Source organism: Pseudomonas sp. CFBP13509 (genome assembly GCF_005233485.1).
Lineage (GTDB): Bacteria > Pseudomonadota > Gammaproteobacteria > Pseudomonadales > Pseudomonadaceae > Aquipseudomonas > Aquipseudomonas marginalis.
In genome coordinates this window covers 12,937-31,604 of the sequence record NZ_QGAA01000003.1, presented here as the reverse complement: position 1 = coordinate 31,604, position 18,668 = coordinate 12,937, and the positions used below count along the sequence as shown (strand labels likewise).

General features: G+C 59.5%; 17 protein-coding genes. 15 read left to right on the top strand and 2 right to left on the bottom strand.

Annotated features, from left to right (window positions below):
- Nucleotides 1-241 precede the first annotated feature (241 nt).
- The 8 genes from PspCFBP13509_RS05995 to PspCFBP13509_RS05960 all read left to right on the top strand — a co-directional run bounded on the left by PspCFBP13509_RS05995 (nucleotide 242) and on the right by PspCFBP13509_RS05960 (nucleotide 7,396).
- On the top strand, nucleotides 242-1,612 hold the full coding sequence (locus tag PspCFBP13509_RS05995; protein ID WP_065926632.1) for an OprD family porin: 1,371 nt from the start codon (nucleotides 242-244) through the stop codon (nucleotides 1,610-1,612).
- Nucleotides 1,613-1,884: 272 nt separating this feature from the next.
- Nucleotides 1,885-2,523, top strand: a complete 639-nt coding sequence (locus PspCFBP13509_RS05990) for a peroxiredoxin (protein ID WP_065926631.1) — start codon at nucleotides 1,885-1,887, stop codon at nucleotides 2,521-2,523.
- 201 nt (nucleotides 2,524-2,724) lie between these two features.
- Complete coding sequence (gene ssuE, locus PspCFBP13509_RS05985) at nucleotides 2,725-3,318, top strand: NADPH-dependent FMN reductase (RefSeq protein ID WP_027608396.1); 594 nt, start codon at nucleotides 2,725-2,727, stop codon at nucleotides 3,316-3,318.
- 99 nt (nucleotides 3,319-3,417) lie between these two features.
- Nucleotides 3,418-4,386: a sulfonate ABC transporter substrate-binding protein gene (locus tag PspCFBP13509_RS05980; RefSeq protein ID WP_065948769.1), complete on the top strand. Its 969-nt coding sequence runs from the start codon at nucleotides 3,418-3,420 to the stop codon at nucleotides 4,384-4,386.
- A 25-nt stretch (nucleotides 4,387-4,411) separates the two neighbouring features.
- A complete protein-coding gene (gene ssuD / locus PspCFBP13509_RS05975) occupies nucleotides 4,412-5,560 on the top strand; it encodes an FMNH2-dependent alkanesulfonate monooxygenase (protein WP_065948770.1) in 1,149 nt (382 codons plus the stop codon).
- A 9-nt stretch (nucleotides 5,561-5,569) separates the two neighbouring features.
- Nucleotides 5,570-6,358 (top strand): aliphatic sulfonate ABC transporter permease SsuC, encoded by a 789-nt coding sequence (ssuC, locus tag PspCFBP13509_RS05970; protein WP_065924365.1) that lies wholly within the window; start codon nucleotides 5,570-5,572, stop codon nucleotides 6,356-6,358.
- Entirely contained in the window at nucleotides 6,355-7,161 is an 807-nt protein-coding gene (ssuB, locus tag PspCFBP13509_RS05965) for an aliphatic sulfonates ABC transporter ATP-binding protein (protein WP_065924364.1), read from the top strand. Before ssuC ends, ssuB begins: the two co-directional genes overlap by 4 nt.
- Before the next feature lie 19 nt (nucleotides 7,162-7,180).
- Nucleotides 7,181-7,396: a TOBE domain-containing protein gene (locus tag PspCFBP13509_RS05960; protein ID WP_003176783.1), complete on the top strand. Its 216-nt coding sequence runs from the start codon at nucleotides 7,181-7,183 to the stop codon at nucleotides 7,394-7,396.
- 68 nt (nucleotides 7,397-7,464) lie between these two features.
- Here the strand turns inward: PspCFBP13509_RS05960 and PspCFBP13509_RS05955 are convergent, their stop codons facing one another.
- Nucleotides 7,465-8,094 carry a TetR/AcrR family transcriptional regulator gene (locus PspCFBP13509_RS05955; protein WP_074847910.1) on the bottom strand — a complete coding sequence of 210 codons (630 nt, stop codon included), beginning with the start codon at nucleotides 8,092-8,094 and terminating at the stop codon, nucleotides 7,465-7,467.
- Nucleotides 8,095-8,323: 229 nt separating this feature from the next.
- On the bottom strand, nucleotides 8,324-9,700 hold the full coding sequence (locus tag PspCFBP13509_RS05945) for a glutamine synthetase family protein (protein ID WP_003213894.1): 1,377 nt from the start codon (nucleotides 9,698-9,700) through the stop codon (nucleotides 8,324-8,326).
- 597 nt (nucleotides 9,701-10,297) lie between these two features.
- On the opposite strand from PspCFBP13509_RS05945, the gene PspCFBP13509_RS05935 reads away from it, so the two are divergent.
- From PspCFBP13509_RS05935 to PspCFBP13509_RS05905, 7 genes are all read left to right on the top strand, one after another.
- The gene (locus PspCFBP13509_RS05935; protein WP_003176780.1) at nucleotides 10,298-11,656 is read left to right on the top strand and encodes a glutamine synthetase family protein; all 1,359 of its coding nucleotides are present in this window, start codon (nucleotides 10,298-10,300) and stop codon (nucleotides 11,654-11,656) included.
- Between the two features lie 58 nt (nucleotides 11,657-11,714).
- A complete protein-coding gene (locus PspCFBP13509_RS05930; protein WP_137211691.1) occupies nucleotides 11,715-13,079 on the top strand; it encodes an aspartate aminotransferase family protein in 1,365 nt (454 codons plus the stop codon).
- 181 nt (nucleotides 13,080-13,260) lie between these two features.
- Nucleotides 13,261-14,355, top strand: a complete 1,095-nt coding sequence (locus PspCFBP13509_RS05925; protein ID WP_065924369.1) for a polyamine ABC transporter substrate-binding protein — start codon at nucleotides 13,261-13,263, stop codon at nucleotides 14,353-14,355.
- Nucleotides 14,356-14,509: 154 nt separating this feature from the next.
- The gene (locus PspCFBP13509_RS05920) at nucleotides 14,510-15,604 is read left to right on the top strand and encodes a polyamine ABC transporter substrate-binding protein (protein ID WP_027608404.1); all 1,095 of its coding nucleotides are present in this window, start codon (nucleotides 14,510-14,512) and stop codon (nucleotides 15,602-15,604) included.
- Nucleotides 15,605-15,670: 66 nt separating this feature from the next.
- Entirely contained in the window at nucleotides 15,671-16,813 is a 1,143-nt protein-coding gene (locus PspCFBP13509_RS05915) for an ABC transporter ATP-binding protein (RefSeq protein ID WP_027608405.1), read from the top strand.
- The gene (locus tag PspCFBP13509_RS05910; RefSeq protein ID WP_027608406.1) at nucleotides 16,810-17,730 is read left to right on the top strand and encodes an ABC transporter permease subunit; all 921 of its coding nucleotides are present in this window, start codon (nucleotides 16,810-16,812) and stop codon (nucleotides 17,728-17,730) included. Before PspCFBP13509_RS05915 ends, PspCFBP13509_RS05910 begins: the two co-directional genes overlap by 4 nt.
- Nucleotides 17,727-18,611, top strand: a complete 885-nt coding sequence (locus PspCFBP13509_RS05905) for an ABC transporter permease subunit (protein WP_015886412.1) — start codon at nucleotides 17,727-17,729, stop codon at nucleotides 18,609-18,611. Before PspCFBP13509_RS05910 ends, PspCFBP13509_RS05905 begins: the two co-directional genes overlap by 4 nt.
- The last annotated feature ends 57 nt before the right edge of the window (nucleotides 18,612-18,668 follow it).

The following is an 18,668-nucleotide window of genomic DNA, read 5'->3' as shown; positions in this document are numbered from 1 at the left end:
ACGTCACGGAAAGTCTTATTCCTGAATCGTATGAAAAAGAATGAAATAATTCTTTTTGGGTGTATGAAAAACTCATTACCCTGCAGGGACCAAATCAACGGTGGTTAGACGAAGGTAGTAGACACACAAGGTTACGATTGACTTGTCAGTCACTATCCGGTGCTAATCGCGCATCTGTGGATCGAGGGCGTCAGACCCGAGACCAAAGAAATACAAAAATTAGAAACGAGAGGAGCGGTACATGAAGAAGTCCACCTTGGCACTGTCTGTAGCTTTGGGCGTAATCGCTCAGCAAGCAGGCGCTGCCGGTTTCATCGATGACAGTAAAGTAACACTGGGTCTGCGTAACTTTTACATCAACACCGACAACCGTGACTCGGCCGCCGGCACGGCAGCCAACAAGCGCGCTGGTGTTCAGAGCAAGCAAGAAGAATGGGGCCAAGGCTTTGACCTGCGCTTCATCTCCGGTTACACCCAAGGCACTGTAGGCTTCGGTCTTGACGCTATCGGCCTGCTGGGCGTTCGTCTGGATTCCGGCGGCGGCACCAACGGCGCTACTGCCTCGTCCTACGGCGGCACTGTGTTCCCGAGCAAGTCCAATGGCGAAGCTGTTGATAACTACTCGAGCCTGGGCCTGACTGCCAAAGCCAAGATCTCCCAGACCGAACTGAAGCTGGGTACCCTGCAGCCTAAGCTGCCGGTTATCGTGACCAACGACGGTCGTCTGCTGCCGCAGACTTTCCAAGGTGGCCAGATCACTACCAACGACATCAAAGACCTGACGCTGGTTGCCGGTCAGATCGAAAAAGCCAAGGGTCGTAACTCCAGCAACGTCGACAACCTGTCGATCTCGGGTGCCAACTCCCGTGGCGCCAACTGGCGTGACAGCAACAAGTTCTACTACGCCGGTGGTGACTACAAGATCACCAAGGACCTGACTGCCCAGTACTACTACGGCAACCTGGAAGACTTCTACAAGCAGCACTTCCTGGGTCTGACCCACAACTGGGCCATCGGTCCAGGCGTATTGAAGTCTGACTTGCGTTATTTCCACAGCACCGATGACGGTAAGAACGGCAACGAGTCGGCTTACTTCTCCTCGGGCAACTACAGCGGCGTCAACTCCGGTCGCGGCAAGGTGGATAACAACCTGTACAGCGGCCTGTTCCTGTATACCTTGGGCGGCCACACCTTCGGTGGTGGTTACCAGGTCAGCAACGGTAGCAGCGACTTCCCTTGGTTGAACCAGGGCGACGGTTCGTCGGCTTACCTGACCACTGACATGCAGATCGCTAAGTTCGCCCGTGCCGGCGAACGTACCTGGCAAGCTCGCTACGCTTATGACTTCGCCAAGGTTGGCGTGCCTGGCTTGACCGCTGGTGTTGTGTACCTCAAGGGTACTGACATCGACACCGTCAACGGTAGCCGTGCCGAGTTCACCGGCCAGTCCGAGTGGGAGCGCGATATCACTGTTGCCTACGTAGTGCCAGAAGGCCTGTTCAAAAACGTCGGCGTCGCCTGGAAAAACGCTATGTGGCGCAACGATGTCGCTGCCGCGCGCGATCAAGACGAAAACCGTGTAATCGTCAGCTACACCTACGCATTCAAGTAACTGCGTAAAACCTTGCCCGGCGCACGCCGGGCAAGGTGTCTTGCTTTTCAAGTCGGGCTAAACCCCCGCAAGCCCTTCCTGAACCCCTCTTTGTACAGCGTCTCAAGGCCTTCTCGAACCTTGGAAACGATGTTGCGCCTCGCCCTTTCCCGCGTCCAATGAACAGATTTTTAATATTCCTTTATCGTCTAGATAAATCGATATTTATTCTTTTTAAATAATCCGCAATCCATGCACAGTGGGCTCCATAAGTACTCACCAGGAGCCACACCATGAGCCTAAGACTGGGCGATATCGCCCCCGACTTCGAACAGGATTCCAGCGCCGGCAAGATTCGTTTCCACGAATGGCTGGGCGACAGCTGGGGTGTGTTGTTTTCCCACCCGGCGGACTTCACCCCGGTGTGCACCACTGAGCTGGGCTTCACCGCCAAGCTCAAGGACGAGTTCGCCAAGCGAGGCGTCAAGGCCATTGCCCTGTCGGTGGACCCGGTGGACTCGCACCACAAGTGGATCGAGGACATCAACGAAACCCAGGCCACCATCGTCAACTTCCCGATCCTGGCTGACGCCGACCGCAAGGTTTCGGACCTCTACGACCTGATCCACCCGAACGCCAGTGACACCCTCACCGTGCGTTCCTTGTTCGTGATCGACCCGAACAAGAAGATCCGCCTGACCATCACCTACCCGGCCAGCACCGGCCGTAACTTCCACGAAATCCTGCGGGTCATCGACTCGCTGCAACTGACCGACAACTACAAAGTCGCCACCCCCGCCAACTGGCAGGACGGTGATGAAGTGGTGATCGTGCCGTCGCTCAAGGATGAGGAAGAAATCAAGAAGCGCTTTCCGAAGGGGTATCGGGCGGTGAAGCCGTATTTGCGGCTTACTCCACAGCCTAATCGTTGAAACTGAATCACAGCAGGGGTTTTCAGGCCGTTTCTACGGCCTTTTTTTTCGCCTGGCGGTTTATAAATCTCATATGCATTTAAAGAATAAACAAATGAAAAAATAAGATTTATAGATATATGAATCTGCTGATAAGGTCTGTTCCATCTTGGCGCCATCGCCACACAGCGAACCGCCGGCACTTGCTCAAGGAATTCCTGCATGTTGGTCGTAACACTTGGAGGCAGTCCCAGCCAGCGTTCCCGCTCCGGGGTCTTGCTGGAAAAAACCCGTCAGTGGTTGCAAGACAAAGGCGTTGAAGTGGTGAGTTACCAGATACGGGACTTCCCGGCTGAAGACTTGCTGCATGCACGCTTCGACAGCCCCAAGGTCATTGACCTGCTGCAACAGGTGGCTAACGCGGATGGCCTGGTGATCGCCACGCCGGTGTACAAGGCTTCGTTCTCCGGGGCGTTGAAAACCGTGCTCGACCTGCTGCCCGAGCGCGCCCTGGCCCACAAGGTTGTGCTGCCGATGGCGACCGGCGGCAGCATCGCCCACATGCTGGCGGTGGATTACGCCCTGAAGCCGGTATTGTCGGCCCTCAAAGCCCAGGAGCTGCTCCACGGCATCTTTGCCGAAGACAGCCAGATCGCCTACGGCGAAGGCAGTGCCCAGGCACAACTGGTACCGGTCCTCGAACACCGTTTGCACGAGGCCCTGGAGACGCTTTATGGCGCCATGGCCCGTCGCCCGAAACCGCTGGACCCGCATGTGTTGAATGAACGTTTGTTGAGTGCTCGCTGGAGCATTTAAGTCAGCCTCACCGTTATAGAGATGTACTCACCTTACTCAGCCGCCAACGGCCAAGCAGGTGCAGCCAACCCCCTCATCGCATTATTTGGAGAGAGCGCCATGCGCACTGTCATCTTGCGTCGTGGTCTGGTCGCACTGTTTGCTGCGGCTGTGTCCTTCGGCGCCATTGTTCAGGCTCAAGCTGCCGAGACCCTGCGGATCGGTTACCAGAAATACGGCACCCTGGTGCTGCTAAAGGCCAAGGGTACCCTGGAAAAACGCCTGGCCGCCCAAGGTGTGCAGGTGCAATGGACCGAGTTTCCCGGCGGTCCGCAACTGCTCGAAGGCCTGAACGTGGGTTCCATCGACTTCGGTGTCACCGGCGAAACCCCGCCGGTCTTCGCCCAGGCCGCCGGTGCCGACCTGCTCTACGTGGCCTACGAGCCGCCAGCGCCCACCAGCGAAGCGATCCTGGTGCCGAAAGACTCGACGATCAAATCGGTGGCCGAGCTCAAGGGCAAGAAAATCGTGCTCAACAAAGGCTCCAACGTGCACTACCTGCTGGTGCGTGCCCTGGAAGACGCCGGCCTGAAATACACCGACGTGCAGACCGTGTTCCTGCCGCCCGCCGATGCCCGTGCCGCCTTCGAGCGTGGCAGCGTGGATGCGTGGGTGATCTGGGACCCGTACCAGGCCGCCGCCGAGAAGCAACTGCAAGCGCGCACCCTGCGTGACGGCACCGGCATCGCCGACAACCACCAGTTCTACCTGGCCACCAAGCCGTACGCCGAAAAACACCCTGAAGTGGTCAAGGCGCTGATCGAAGAAGTGCGCGCGGTGGGCGAGTGGTCCAAGGCCAACCCCCAGGAAGTGACCGAACAGGTCGCGCCGCTGCTGGGCCTGCCGGCAGACATCACCCTGACCTCGGTAAAACGCCAGGGCTACGGCGCGCTGTTCCTGACCCCGGAAGTGGTGGCGGCCCAGCAGAAAATCGCCGATAGCTTCTACCAACTCAAATTGATCCCCAAGCCCTTGAACATCAAGGACGTGATCTGGACGCCACCGGCTGCCGTGGCTAAAGCGCCGTAATCCGATTTCTTCAGGAGACAACTCCATGAGCCTCACTATTTTCTGGTTCCTGCCTACCCACGGCGACGGCCATTACCTTGGCACCGCCGAAGGCGCTCGCGCCGTTGATCACGGTTATCTGCAGCAAGTGGCCCAGGCCGCTGACCGCCTGGGATTCGGCGGGGTGCTGATCCCCACCGGTCGCTCCTGCGAAGACTCGTGGCTGGTGGCCGCCTCGCTGATCCCGGTGACCCAGCGTTTGAAATTCCTTGTCGCGCTGCGCCCCGGGATCATTTCCCCGACGGTGGCCGCGCGCCAGGCCGCGACCCTGGATCGCCTGTCCGGCGGCCGTGCGTTGTTCAACCTGGTGACCGGTGGTGACCCGGAAGAGCTGGCTGGCGATGGCTTGTTCCTCAGCCACGAAGAGCGCTACCAGGCGTCCGTGGAATTCACCCGCATCTGGCGCCGCGTGCTGGAAGGCGAAACCGTGGATTACGACGGCGAGCACATCAGCGTCAAAGGCGCCAAGTTGCTCTACCCGCCGATCCAGCAACCGCGCCCGCCGCTGTACTTCGGCGGATCCTCCGAAGCGGCCCAGGAACTCGCCGCCGAACAAGTGGAGATGGTGCTGACCTGGGGCGAGCCACCGGCCGCGGTCGCCGAGAAGATCGAGCAGGTGCGGGCCAAGGCAGCGAAACTCGGGCGCACCGTGCGCTTCGGCATTCGTCTGCATGTGATCGTGCGCGAAACCAACGAAGAAGCCTGGAAAGCCGCCGACAAACTGATCTCCCATCTCGACGACGACACCATCGCCCGTGCCCAGGCTTCCCTGGCGCGCTTCGATTCCGTCGGCCAGCAGCGCATGGCGGCCTTGCATGGCGGCAACCGCGACAACCTGGAAGTCAGCCCCAACCTGTGGGCCGGCGTCGGCCTGGTGCGTGGCGGTGCGGGCACCGCGCTGGTGGGCGATGGCCCGACGGTTGCAGAACGGGTCAAGGAGTACGCCGCGCTGGGCATCGACACCTTTATCTTCTCCGGTTATCCACACCTGGAAGAGTCCTATCGGGTCGCCGAGCTGCTGTTCCCGCACCTGGATATCGAACGTCCGGAGTTGCCGAAAAGCGCCGGTTACGTGAGCCCGTTCGGTGAGATGGTCGCCAACGACATCCTTCCAAAAGCTGCGTCACAGAGCTGAGGCGGCGCCATGACTTTTGAAAAATTGAGCCATCGCGTGGCGCCCTGGGTGCTGCCGATTCTATTGCTGGCGGTGTGGCAGTTGTCGGTGTCGGCGGGCTGGTTGTCGACACGCATCCTGCCGGCGCCCAGTGCGGTGATTGAGGCTGGGGTCAACCTGGTGCGCAGCGGCGAAATCTGGACGCACCTGGCCATCAGTGGCTGGCGTGCCGGCCTGGGCTTTGTGATCGGTGGCAGCATCGGCCTGGCGCTGGGGTTTATCACCGGCCTGTCGACGTGGGGCGAACGCCTGCTGGACAGCTCGGTGCAGATGATCCGCAACGTGCCGCACCTGGCGCTGATTCCGCTGGTGATCCTATGGTTTGGCATCGACGAGACCGCGAAGATTTTCCTGGTCGCCCTCGGCACGCTGTTCCCGATCTACCTCAACACCTACCACGGCATCCGCAACGTCGACCCGGCGCTGGTAGAAATGTCGCGCAGCTATGGCTTGTCCGGTTTCAGCCTGTTCTGGCAAGTGATCCTGCCGGGCGCGCTGCCATCGATCTTGGTGGGCGTGCGCTTTGCCCTGGGCTTTATGTGGCTGACGCTGATCGTGGCGGAAACCATCTCTGCCAGCTCCGGCATTGGTTACCTGGCGATGAACGCCCGCGAATTCCTGCAAACCGACGTGGTGGTGTTGGCCATCGTGATGTACGCCATCCTCGGCAAACTGGCCGACCTGGCTGCGCGTGGCCTGGAGCGGGTTTGGCTGCGCTGGCATCCGGCGTATCAAGTGAATAAAGGCGGTGCGGCATGACGGCTCAACAACCTCCGCGCCTGCTGAAGGGGATTCCCCTGGCGGTGCGCAAATTGCGCAAATCCTTTGGCGCACGGGAAGTGCTCAAAGAGATTGACCTGCACATTCCGGCGGGCCAGTTCGTCGCCGTGGTGGGTCGCAGCGGTTGCGGCAAAAGTACCTTGCTGCGTCTGCTGGCCGGTCTGGACAAGGCCAGCGGCGGCGAGCTGCTGGCCGGTTCCGCACCGCTGAGCGAAGCGATTGAAGACACGCGGCTGATGTTCCAGGAAGCACGTTTGCTGCCCTGGAAAAAGATCATCGACAACGTGGGTCTGGGCCTTAAAGGCAACTGGCGTCCCAAGGCGCTGGAGGCCCTGGAAGCGGTCGGCCTGGCCGAGCGCGCCGATGAATGGCCGGCGGCGTTGTCCGGTGGCCAGAAACAACGTGTTGCCCTGGCCCGCGCGCTGATCCACCAACCGCGCCTGCTGTTGCTCGACGAACCGCTGGGCGCCCTGGACGCCCTCACCCGTATCGAGATGCAGCAACTGATCGAAAACCTCTGGCAAAAACACGGTTTCACCGTGTTGCTGGTGACCCATGACGTCAGCGAAGCCGTGGCCATTGCCGACCGGGTGATCCTGATCGAAGACGGCGAAATCGGCCTCGACCTGATCGTCGATCTGCCGCGCCCACGGGCCCGAGGCTCACATCGCCTGGCCGCACTTGAAGCGCAAGTACTCAACCGTGTGCTGTCGTTGCCCGGCACACCGCCGGAACCCGAACCTGTTTCACCGCTGCCTACGCAACTGCGTTGGGCTCAATAACTCATAGAGGAACACCATCATGACTATCAAAGCCATCAACGTGCGTAACCAGTTCAAAGGCACCATCAAGGAAATCGTGGTCGGCGACGTGCTGTCGGAAATCGATGTGCAGACCGCCTCCGGTATCGTCACTTCCGTGATCACCACGCGCTCCGTCAAAGAGCTGGAGCTGGTGATTGGCAGTGAAGTGATTGCCTTTGTGAAGTCGACTGAGGTGTCGATCGCCAAGTTGTGATTTGCGTCGCTCTTGAGGCCGTCATCGGGGGCTTGCCCCCGATGAGGCCAGTCCGGCCAGAACAAAACTCAGCGCTTGGGCAGGTAAGCCGGCAAATACAGCCCCACATACGCATCAAAAACCCGCATCCCTTCCTCCGCCATACGCGGCGTAATCAGCCCATGCTGATGCACCGAACGCGCATACACGCGATCACTCAATTCCAACGCCAGCGCAAACACATCCACATCGGTTGGCAAACTCGGCACTTCAAAGTGGCGGTCGAACACCTCCAGCATCAAATCCCCCAACTCCAGATCATGCTGGCGGTCCGCCTGGGTCACTTCGGTCAGCCCGTGCTGGGCCAGGATCAACTGGCGCGCGGCGGCGTCGTTGCTGTAGATGGTCAGCATGCGCTGTTCGACGATGTAGGACAGGTCGCGCCAATGCTTGAGTGAAACATGCTCGATGGGGGCCTGGATGGCGCAGCGGAAGGCTGCATGTATATCGGCGGTCAGTGCCTCCAGCAGCGCCGGCACACTGGCGAAAAAGTGATACACCGACGACGGCGGAATCTGCGCGCGCTCGGCCACGCTGTAGATCGACAAACTCGCCACGCCTTCGGCGGCCAGCAAGGTGCGGGCGGCATCGAGAATCGCGTCGATCCGTGCCTGGCTGCGGGCGCGGGGTTTGCGAGGGGCGGCGGGGCGGGTGGGCATGGAAGTCTCCTACAAGGCAGCGGGCATTGTACGCAGAGCCTGGGGATGATCCATACCGCTTGTTGTGGTGAGCGGGCTTGCCCCGCGCTGGGCTGCGAAGCGGCCCCAATAAAAACGCCGCATTCTGACAGGCAGAATGCGGCGTCTGGTTTTAGGGCGGCTTCGCCACCCAGCGCGGGACAAGCCCGCTCACCACAGCAAGCCCGCTCACCACATTTAATGCAGCCGGTTAAACGGTATGCAGGTACCAGTTGTACTCAAGGTCGGAGATGGAGTGTTCGAACTCTTCCAGCTCACTTTCCTTACAGGCGACGAAGATATCGATGTATTTAGGATCGATGTACTTGGCCATCACCTCGCTGTCGTCCAACTCGCGCAGGGCATCGCGCAGGTTGTTCGGCAGGCTCTGTTCGTTCTGCTCGTAGCTGTTGCCTTCCACGGGTGCGCCCGGTTCGATCTTGTTGGTCAGGCCGTGGTGCACGCCTGCCAGGACCGAAGCCATCAGCAGGTAAGGGTTGGCGTCGGCACCGGCCACACGGTGTTCGATACGTACGGCGTCGGACGAGCCGGTCGGTACGCGAATCGCCACGGTGCGGTTGTCCAGGCCCCAGCACGGCGAGTTCGGCACGTAGAACTGTGCGCCGAAACGACGGTAGGAGTTGACGTTAGGGCACAGGAACGCCATTTGGGCGGGTAGGGTCTCGAGCACACCGCCGATCGCGTGACGCAATGCGGCGTTCTGCTCGGGATCCTCGCTGGCAAAGATGTTCTTGCCGTCCTTGTCCAGGATCGAGATGTGTACGTGCAAACCGTTGCCAGCCTGGCCTGGGTAAGGCTTGGCCATGAAGGTGGTGTCCATCTCATGGTCGTAGGCGATGTTCTTGATCAGGCGCTTGAGCAACACTGCGTAGTCGCAGGCCTTGATCGGGTCGGCCACGTGGTGCAAGTTCACTTCGAACTGCGCCGGGGCACTTTCCTTGACGATGGCGTCGGCCGGGATGCCTTGCTCTTTGGCACCTTCCAGGATGTCCTGGAGGCAATCGACGTATTCGTCGAGGTCGTCGATCAGGTAGACCTGTGTCGAGTGCGGGCGTTTGCCGGAGATCGGCGAGCGGGGCGGTTGTGGGCGGCCGTTCACGTTCTCCTGGTCGATCAGGTAGAACTCAAGCTCGAAGGCGGCGCAGATGGTCAGACCGAGGTCGTCAAACTTGCTTACAACTTGGCGGAGCACTTCGCGCGGATCGGCGAAGAAAGGTTCACCTTCAAGTTCGTGCATGGTCATCAGCAATTGCGCGGTAGGGCGCTTTTGCCAAGGTTCATTGCACAGGGTGTCAGGGATCGGATAACAGATTCGGTCAGCATCACCGATGTCCAGGCCCAGGCCGGTGCTTTCCACCGTCGAGCCATTGATATCCAGGGCAAATAAAGAGGCAGGCAGGTTAATGCCCTTCTCGTAAACCTTGTGGAGGCTGGTGCGTTCGATGCGCTTACCGCGCACCACACCATTCATATCCGCAATTAGAAGGTCTACGTACAGAACCTCAGGATGATCCTTAAGGAACGCGTTCGCTTCGTTAAGCTGAACGGCACGCGGGGGTACCGACATGATGCAACACCTTTGTTGTTAAAAATATCAATCATTGATCTTTTCTGGTTTCAGTCAACCCGAACGGCATGCCGAAGTCAAGCGAGGCCTTTTTTGCCCTAAAAAAGCGCCGTGACCGCACTTTTGGGGCTTTTTGGGGCGGTTTTTTCGGTTTGACCGGCTTGGGACTCGCAGGCTTGAGCGGGCCGTGTTGTATTTTTTACGGGGGTGTTGTGTAAAAAAATGAACAAGGCTAAGCTCGATTCAAACCCATAACAGCAATAATACCGGGGTGCTTCATGTCTCGCCTGCCGCCACTCGGCGTCTCAGCCTGCTTCAGCCAGGCTTTGTCCGCAGTCCGTTCGTCCCGCGTGAATGCCCACGCACCGGCCAATATTCTTGACGGCCCATCCGCTCTCTTTTTTGCCTCCTCGACTGTCACTGACCGGCTCCCCTCTGCGCGGCCGCTCATGATTCTGCACGACTTTGGCTTGAGGAATGCAACGCTGCAGCAAATGGCAGGTAAGCTCCTACCCTGAACGAAAAAACGACGCGGATGCTGCGTCAACCAACGCCTGGCCTTTAATGGATGCCAGGAAACCCAGCCCAGAGGCATTTATGAGTAACAACCTCGACCAGCTCACCGATTGGTTGAAAGACCACAAGATCACAGAAGTCGAATGCATGATTGGCGACCTGACCGGTATCACCCGGGGCAAGATCTCGCCGACCAACAAGTTCATCGCCGAAAAAGGCATGCGCCTGCCCGAGAGCGTTCTGTTGCAGACCGTGACCGGCGACTATGTCGAAGACGACATCTATTACGAATTGCTCGACCCGGCAGACATCGACATGATCTGCCGCCCCGACCAGAACGCGGTGTTCCTGGTGCCCTGGGCCATCGAGCCGACCGCCCAGGTGATCCACGACACCTACGACAAGCAAGGCAACCCGATCGAGCTGTCGCCGCGCAACGTGCTCAAGAAAGTCCTCAAGCTCTACGCCGACAAAGGCTGGCAGCCCATCGTGGCGCCGGAGATGGAGTTCTACCTGACCAAACGCTGCGAAGACCCGGACTTCCCGCTGCAACCGCCGATCGGTCGGTCCGGGCGCCCGGAGACCGGCCGCCAATCCTTCTCTATAGAAGCCGCCAACGAATTCGACCCGCTGTTCGAAGACGTCTACGACTGGTGCGAGCTGCAGGAGCTGGACCTCGACACCCTGATCCATGAAGACGGCACGGCCCAGATGGAAATCAACTTCCGTCACGGCGATGCCCTGTCCCTGGCCGACCAGATCCTGGTATTCAAGCGCACCATGCGTGAAGCCGCGCTCAAGCACGACGTGGCGGCCACCTTCATGGCCAAGCCGATGACCGGCGAGCCCGGCAGCGCCATGCACCTGCACCAGAGCATCATCGACATCGCCACCGGCAAGAACGTCTTCTCCAATGAAGACGGGACCATGAGCCAGCTGTTCCTCAACCACATTGGCGGCCTGCAGAAGTTCATCCCTGAGTTGCTGCCGCTGTTTGCCCCCAACGTGAACTCGTTCCGCCGCTTCCTGCCCGACACCTCGGCGCCGGTGAACGTGGAGTGGGGCGAAGAAAACCGCACCGTCGGCCTGCGCGTACCGGATGCCGGCCCGCAGAACCGTCGCGTGGAAAACCGCCTGCCGGGCGCCGACGCCAACCCGTACCTGGCGATTGCCGCCAGCCTGCTGTGTGGCTACATCGGCATGGTCGAAGGCCATAACCCCAGCGCCCCGGTAGTGGGTCGTGGTTACGAGCGCCGCAACCTGCGCCTGCCGTTGACCATTGAAGACGCCCTGGAACGCATGGAAAACAGCAAGACCATCGAAAAATACCTGGGTCAGAAATTCATCACAGGGTATGTCGCGGTCAAGCGGGCCGAGCATGAAAACTTCAAGCGCGTGATCAGTTCGTGGGAGCGGGAATTCCTGCTCTTCGCCGTCTGATGCGCCGGGCGCGCCCGTCACACGGCGCGCCCCTCACTGAAAAGTCTAGGAGATTGGTATGTCCAGCAACAACCCGCAAACCCGCGAATGGCAAGCCCTGAGTAGTGATCACCACCTAGCGCCGTTCAGCGACTTCAAGCAATTGAAAGAGAAAGGCCCACGGATCATCACCAAAGCCCACGGCGTGTACTTGTGGGACAGCGAAGGCAACAAGATCCTCGACGGCATGGCCGGCCTGTGGTGCGTGGCGATCGGTTACGGTCGCGATGAACTGGCCGACGCCGCCGCCAAGCAGATGAAAGAACTGCCGTACTACAACCTGTTCTTCCAGACCGCTCACCCGCCGGTGCTGGAGCTGGCCAAGGCGATTTCCGACATCGCGCCTGCCGGCATGAACCACGTGTTCTTCACCGGCTCCGGCTCCGAAGGCAACGACACTATGTTGCGCATGGTCCGCCACTATTGGGCGATCAAGGGCCAGCCGAACAAGAAAACCATCATCAGCCGCAAGAATGGCTACCACGGCTCCACCGTGGCTGGCGCCAGCCTGGGCGGCATGACCTATATGCATGAACAGGGCGACTTGCCGATCCCGGGCATCGTCCATATCGCCCAGCCGTACTGGTTCGGCGAAGGCGGCGACATGAGCCCCGAAGAGTTCGGGGTCTGGGCCGCCAACCAACTGGAAGAGAAGATCCTGGAACTGGGTGTGGACAACGTCGGTGCCTTTATTGCCGAGCCGATCCAGGGCGCCGGTGGCGTGATCGTGCCGCCGGACAGCTACTGGCCGCGCATCAAGGAGATCCTCGCCAAGTACGACATCCTGTTTGTGGCCGACGAAGTGATTTGCGGTTTCGGCCGTACCGGTGAGTGGTTCGGTAGCGATTTCTACGACCTCAAGCCCCACATGATGACCATCGCCAAGGGCCTGACCTCGGGCTACATCCCCATGGGCGGCCTGATCGTGCGCGACGACGTGGTGGCCGTGCTCAACGAAGGCGGTGATTTCAACCACGGTTTCACCTACTCCGGTCACCCGGTGGCCGCGGCCGTGGCCCTGGAAAACATCCGCATCATGCGCGATGAAACAATTGTTAACCGCGTCCACGACGAAACGGCACCGTATTTGCAGAAACGTCTGCGGGAGCTGGCGGATCACCCGTTGGTGGGTGAGGTGCGCGGTGTCGGCATGCTCGGTGCAATTGAGCTGGTTCAGGACAAGGCGACGCGCAAGCGTTACGAGGGCCGTGGTGTCGGCATGATCTGCCGAACCTTCTGCTTCGAGAATGGCCTGATCATGCGCGCCGTGGGCGACACCATGATCATTTCGCCGCCTCTGGTGATCAGCAAGGCTGAAATCGACGAGCTGGTGACCAAGGCTCGTCATTGCCTGGACCTGACTTTGGCGGCATTGCAGGGCTAAGTGCTAGGCTCAGTGCGCAGCGCACCGGGCAGTTATAAATGCAGGGGCTTTGGTTGAAAGCCGGCCCCTGAACTTGCCAGACTGTCGCCCTGTTTTGCTGCCCTCTGGAAGGGTCGCTGAACATAAAAGAACGTGGCCCAAAAAAGAAAAATTGGAGCATCACCAAATGAAGGCATTAGGTTTGAAGAACGCTGGCAAGACCCTCCTCGCCTTGTCCCTGATGGGCGCAATGGCGGGCGCGGTCCAGGCCGACGATAAAGTGCTGCACGTCTACAACTGGTCCGACTACATTGCACCGGACACCATCGCCAACTTTGAAAAAGAGTCGGGCATTAAAGTGGTGTACGACGTTTTTGACAGCAACGAGACACTCGAAGCCAAGTTGCTGGCAGGCAAGTCCGGCTACGACATCGTCGTACCGTCGAACAACTTCCTCGCCAAGCAGATCAAGGCCGGTGTCTACCAGGAGCTGGACAAGTCCAAGCTGTCCAACTATGGCAACCTGAACACCTCCCTGCTTAAAGCCGTGTCGGTCAGCGACCCGGACAACAAGCACGCTTTCCCGTACATGTGGGGTTCGATCGGCATCGGCTACAACCCGGACAAGGTCAAGGCCGCGCTGGGCGTGGACAAGATCGATTCGTGGGACGTGCTGCTCAAGCCTGAAAACATCGCCAAGCTCAAAAGCTGCGGCGTGAGCTTCCTCGACTCGCCGACCGAAATGCTGCCGATCGCGCTGCATTACCTGGGCCTGCCAACCGACAGCCAGAAGAAGGCCGACCTCAAGCAAGCCGAAGACCTGTTCCTGAAAATCCGTCCTTCGATTGGCTACTTCCACTCGTCCAAGTACATCTCCGACCTGGCCAACGGCAACATCTGCGTAGCCGTGGGTTACTCGGGTGACATCCAGCAGGCCAAGTCCCGTGCGGCTGAAGCCGGTGGCAAGGTCAAGGTGGCCTACGACATTCCGAAAGAAGGTGCCGGTAGCTTCTTCGACATGGTCGCCATCCCTAAAGATGCCGAAAACGTCGACGCCGCTTATAAGTTCATGAACTACCTGCTCAAGCCGGAAGTCATGGCTTCGATCACCAACAGCGTGCGTTTCCCGAACGGTAACGAGAAGGCCACCGCACTGGTCGACAAAGACATCACCAATGACCCGGGCATCTACCCGCCAGCGGATGTGCAAGCCAAGCTCTACGCCATTGCGGACTTGCCGGCTGCCACCCAGCGTGAAATGACACGCAGCTGGACCAAGATCAAATCCGGTAAATAAACCGGCCTTCATTAACCACCGCGCGCCCCGCGGTGGTTAATGAAACAAATAAATGACAGAAAGTTTTGCCGGATCGGTTTATCGAGGGTAAGTTGCGCGCCGGTTTTGTTGCCGGGCAACAACTTTGGGCCCAACTATTTAAGAGGACCTCCACTTGCCAATTTCTTTGTTTCGCCAAGCCTTGCTGGTAGGTGCAGGTCTCACGCTGGCTGTCAGCGTGCAGGCCGCACCGACCGTGCATATTTATAACTGGTCGGATTACATCGGTCCCGACACCCTGGCCAACTTCGAAAAGGCCACCGGCATCAAACCCGTGTATGACGTGTTTGATTCCAACGAAACCCTGGAAGGCAAGTTACTGGCCGGGCGTACCGGCTATGATGTGGTAGTGCCGTCCAACCACTTCCTTGGCAAGCAGATCAAGGCCGGGGCGTTCCAGAAACTCGATAAGTCGCTGCTGACTCATTACGCCAACCTGGACCCTGTGCTGCTCAAGCGCCTGGAGAAGAACGACCCGGGTAACCAGTACGCCGTGCCGTACCTGTGGGGTACCAACGGCATCGGTTACAACGTCGACAAAGTGAAGGAAGTGCTGGGTGTCGACAAGATCGACTCCTGGGCCGTGCTGTTCGAACCGGAAAACATGAAGAAGCTGGCCACCTGTGGTGTGTCGTTCATGGACTCGGCGGATGAAATGCTGCCGGCGGTGCTCAACTACATGGGCCTGGACCCTAACAGCACCAACCCTGAAGACTACAAGAAGGCCGAGGAAAAGCTGCTCAAAGTGCGGCCCTACGTGACCTATTTCCATTCTTCCAAATACATCTCGGACCTGGCCAACGGCAACATCTGCGTGGCCGCCGGGTTCTCCGGCGACGTGTTCCAGGCCAAGGCTCGCGCAAGCGAAGCGGGCAAAGGCGTGAACATCGCCTACGCAATTCCGAAGGAAGGCGGCAACCTGTGGTTTGACGTGCTGGCGATTCCCAAGGACGCCACCAACATCAAGGAAGCCCACGCCTTCATCAACTATTTACTGCAATCTGAGGTGATCGCCCAGGTCAGTGACACCGTCGGTTACGCCAACCCTAACCCAGGGGCGGACAAACTGATGGAGCAATCGATACGCACCGACGAAGCGGTTTACCCACCGCAGGCGGTTCTCGACCGGACATTCGTCAACTTCGAGCTACCCCCGAAAGTGCAACGTTTAATGACCCGTAGTTGGACCAAGGTCAAGACGGGCAAGTAAGGCTCAAACTATCCAAGGTTCGCCCGCCTCGGGCGAACTGCACTCTTTTTTTTGGGAGTTTCGTAAATGGCAGTTGCCTCCGGCGCCTATAAGAAAGCCCTCGAGGGCGACCAGACACCGAAAAAGGTGCTGGTCAAAATCGACCGGGTCACGAAGAAGTTCGACGAGACGATTGCCGTGGACGATGTGTCCCTGGAAATCAAGAAAGGCGAGATCTTCGCCTTGCTCGGCGGTTCGGGTTCGGGCAAGTCCACCCTGCTGCGCATGCTCGCAGGCTTCGAGCGCCCGACAGAAGGTCGGATTTACCTCGACGGCGTGGACATCACCGATATGCCGCCCTACGAGCGGCCGATCAACATGATGTTCCAGTCCTACGCCTTGTTCCCACACATGACCGTGGCGCAGAACATTGCGTTCGGCCTGCAACAGGACAAGATCCCCAAGGCCGAAGTCGATGCCCGCGTGGCCGAAATGCTCAAGCTGGTCCAGATGAGCCAGTACGCCAAGCGCAAGCCGCACCAGTTGTCCGGTGGCCAGCGTCAGCGGGTGGCGCTGGCCCGCTCCCTGGCCAAGCGCCCGAAACTGCTGCTGCTCGATGAGCCCATGGGCGCCCTCGACAAGAAGCTGCGTTCGCAGATGCAACTGGAACTGGTGGAGATCATCGAGCGCGTCGGCGTGACCTGCGTGATGGTGACGCACGACCAGGAAGAGGCCATGACCATGGCCGAGCGCATCGCGATCATGCACCTGGGCTGGATCGCCCAGATCGGCAGCCCGATCGACATCTACGAGACGCCGACCAGCCGCCTGGTGTGCGAATTCATCGGTAACGTCAACATCTTCGACACCCAGGTGGTGGATGACGCCGAAGGTCACGCGGTGCTCAAGTGCCCGGACCTGGACCGTGACATCTACGTGGGCTACGGCATCGCCACCTCGGTGGAAGACAAGTCGGTGACCTACGCCATCCGCCCGGAAAAACTGCTGGTCACCACCGAAATGCCGACCTGCGAACACAACTGGTCCAGCGGCAAGGTGCACGACATCGCCTACCTGGGCGGCCACTCGGTGTTCTACGTCGAGCTGCCAAGCGGCAAGCTGGTGCAGTCCTTCGTCGCCAACGCCGAACGCCGTGGCCAGCGCCCAACCTGGGGTGACCAGGTGTACGTGTGGTGGGAAGACGATAGCGGCGTGGTACTGCGCACATGAACATGAAGAAGCTCAAGCGGCGCTTGCACCGCATCGTCCCCAGCGGCAAGCAGGTGGTCATCGGGATTCCGTTCCTGTGGCTGTTCCTGTTTTTCGCCCTGCCGTTTTTCATCGTCCTGAAAATCAGCTTCGCCGAAGCCGACGTGGCGATCCCGCCGTACACCGAGATCTACACCTACGTCGAGCAGAAGCTGCAGGTGGTGCTGAACCTGGCCAACTACAGTTTGCTGGCAGGTGATGAGCTGTACATCGCGGCTTACCTGGGCTCGCTGAAGATGGCGTTCTTCAGCACACTGTTGTGCCTGCTGATCGGCTATCCGATGGCCTATGCCATTGCCACCGCGCGCAAAGAGATGCAGACCGTGCTGGTGCTGCTGATCATGATGCCGACCTGGACCGCGATCCTGATCCGCGTGTATGCGTGGATGGGCATCCTCAGCAACAACGGCCTGCTCAATGGCTTCCTGATGTCCATGGGGCTGATCAACGAACCGCTGCAGATCCTCAACACCAACATCGCGGTGTATATCGGCGTGGTCTATTCGTACCTGCCGTTCATGATCCTGCCGCTGTACGCCAACCTGGTGAAGCATGACCAGAGCCTGCTGGAAGCCGCATCGGACCTGGGTTCGAGCACCTTCAACAGCTTCTGGAAAATCACCGTGCCGCTGTCCAAGAACGGCATCATCGCCGGCTGCATGCTGGTGTTTATCCCGGTGGTGGGCGAGTTCGTGATCCCGGAACTGCTCGGCGGCCCGGAAACCCTGATGATCGGTAAAGTGTTGTGGCAAGAATTCTTCAACAACCGTGACTGGCCGGTGGCGTCTGCCCTGGCGGTGGTGATGCTGGCGATCCTGATCGTGCCCATCATTCTGTTTAACCGCAGCCAAGCCAAAGAGATGGAGGGCAAGATATGAAGCGCGTCAGTTTCTCAAGCTTCATGCTGGTGGCGGGGTTGTTGTTCATCTACCTGCCGATGCTGATCCTGGTGATCTACTCGTTCAACGAATCCAAGCTGGTGACGGTGTGGGGCGGTTGGTCGATCAAGTGGTACGTGGGCCTGCTGGACAACACCCAGTTGATGGGCTCGGTGGCACGTTCTCTGGAAATCGCCTGCTACACGGCGGTGGCCGCCGTGGCGCTGGGTACGTTGGCGGCGTTTGTGCTGACGCGCATCAGCCAGTTCAAGGGCCGCACGCTTTTCGGCGGCCTGGTGACCGCGCCGTTGGTGATGCCGGAAGTGATCACCGGTCTGTCGCTGCTGCTGCTGTTCGTGGCCATGGCGCAGATGATCGGCTGGCCCCAGGAGCGTGGCATCGTCACCATCTGGATCGCCCACACCACGTTCTGTGCCGCTTATGTGGCGGTGGTGGTATCGGCGCGCCTGCGTGAGCTGGACCTGTCGATCGAAGAAGCGGCGATGGACCTGGGTGCACGGCCGTGGAAGGTGTTCTTCCTGATCACCATCCCGATGATCGCGCCGTCGCTGGCGGCGGGCGGCATGATGTCGTTCGCACTGTCCCTGGATGACCTGGTACTGGCCAGCTTCGTCTCGGGACCGGGTTCGACGACGTTGCCGATGGAAGTGTTCTCGGCCGTGCGCCTTGGGGTTAAACCCGAGATCAACGCCGTGGCCAGCCTGATTCTGCTGGCAGTGTCGTTGGTGACCTTCCTGGTGTGGTTCTTCAGCCGACGTGCCGAAGAGATGCGCAAGAAAGCGATCCAGCAGGCGATTGAAGAAGCCGCCGCCGATGGCTGGCAGCAGCCGGACAAGCGTCGGGCTCCAGCGCCGGTCTAAATGTGGGAGGGGGCCTGCTCCCGATGGCGGTGGGTCAGTCAATAGATGCAGTGACTG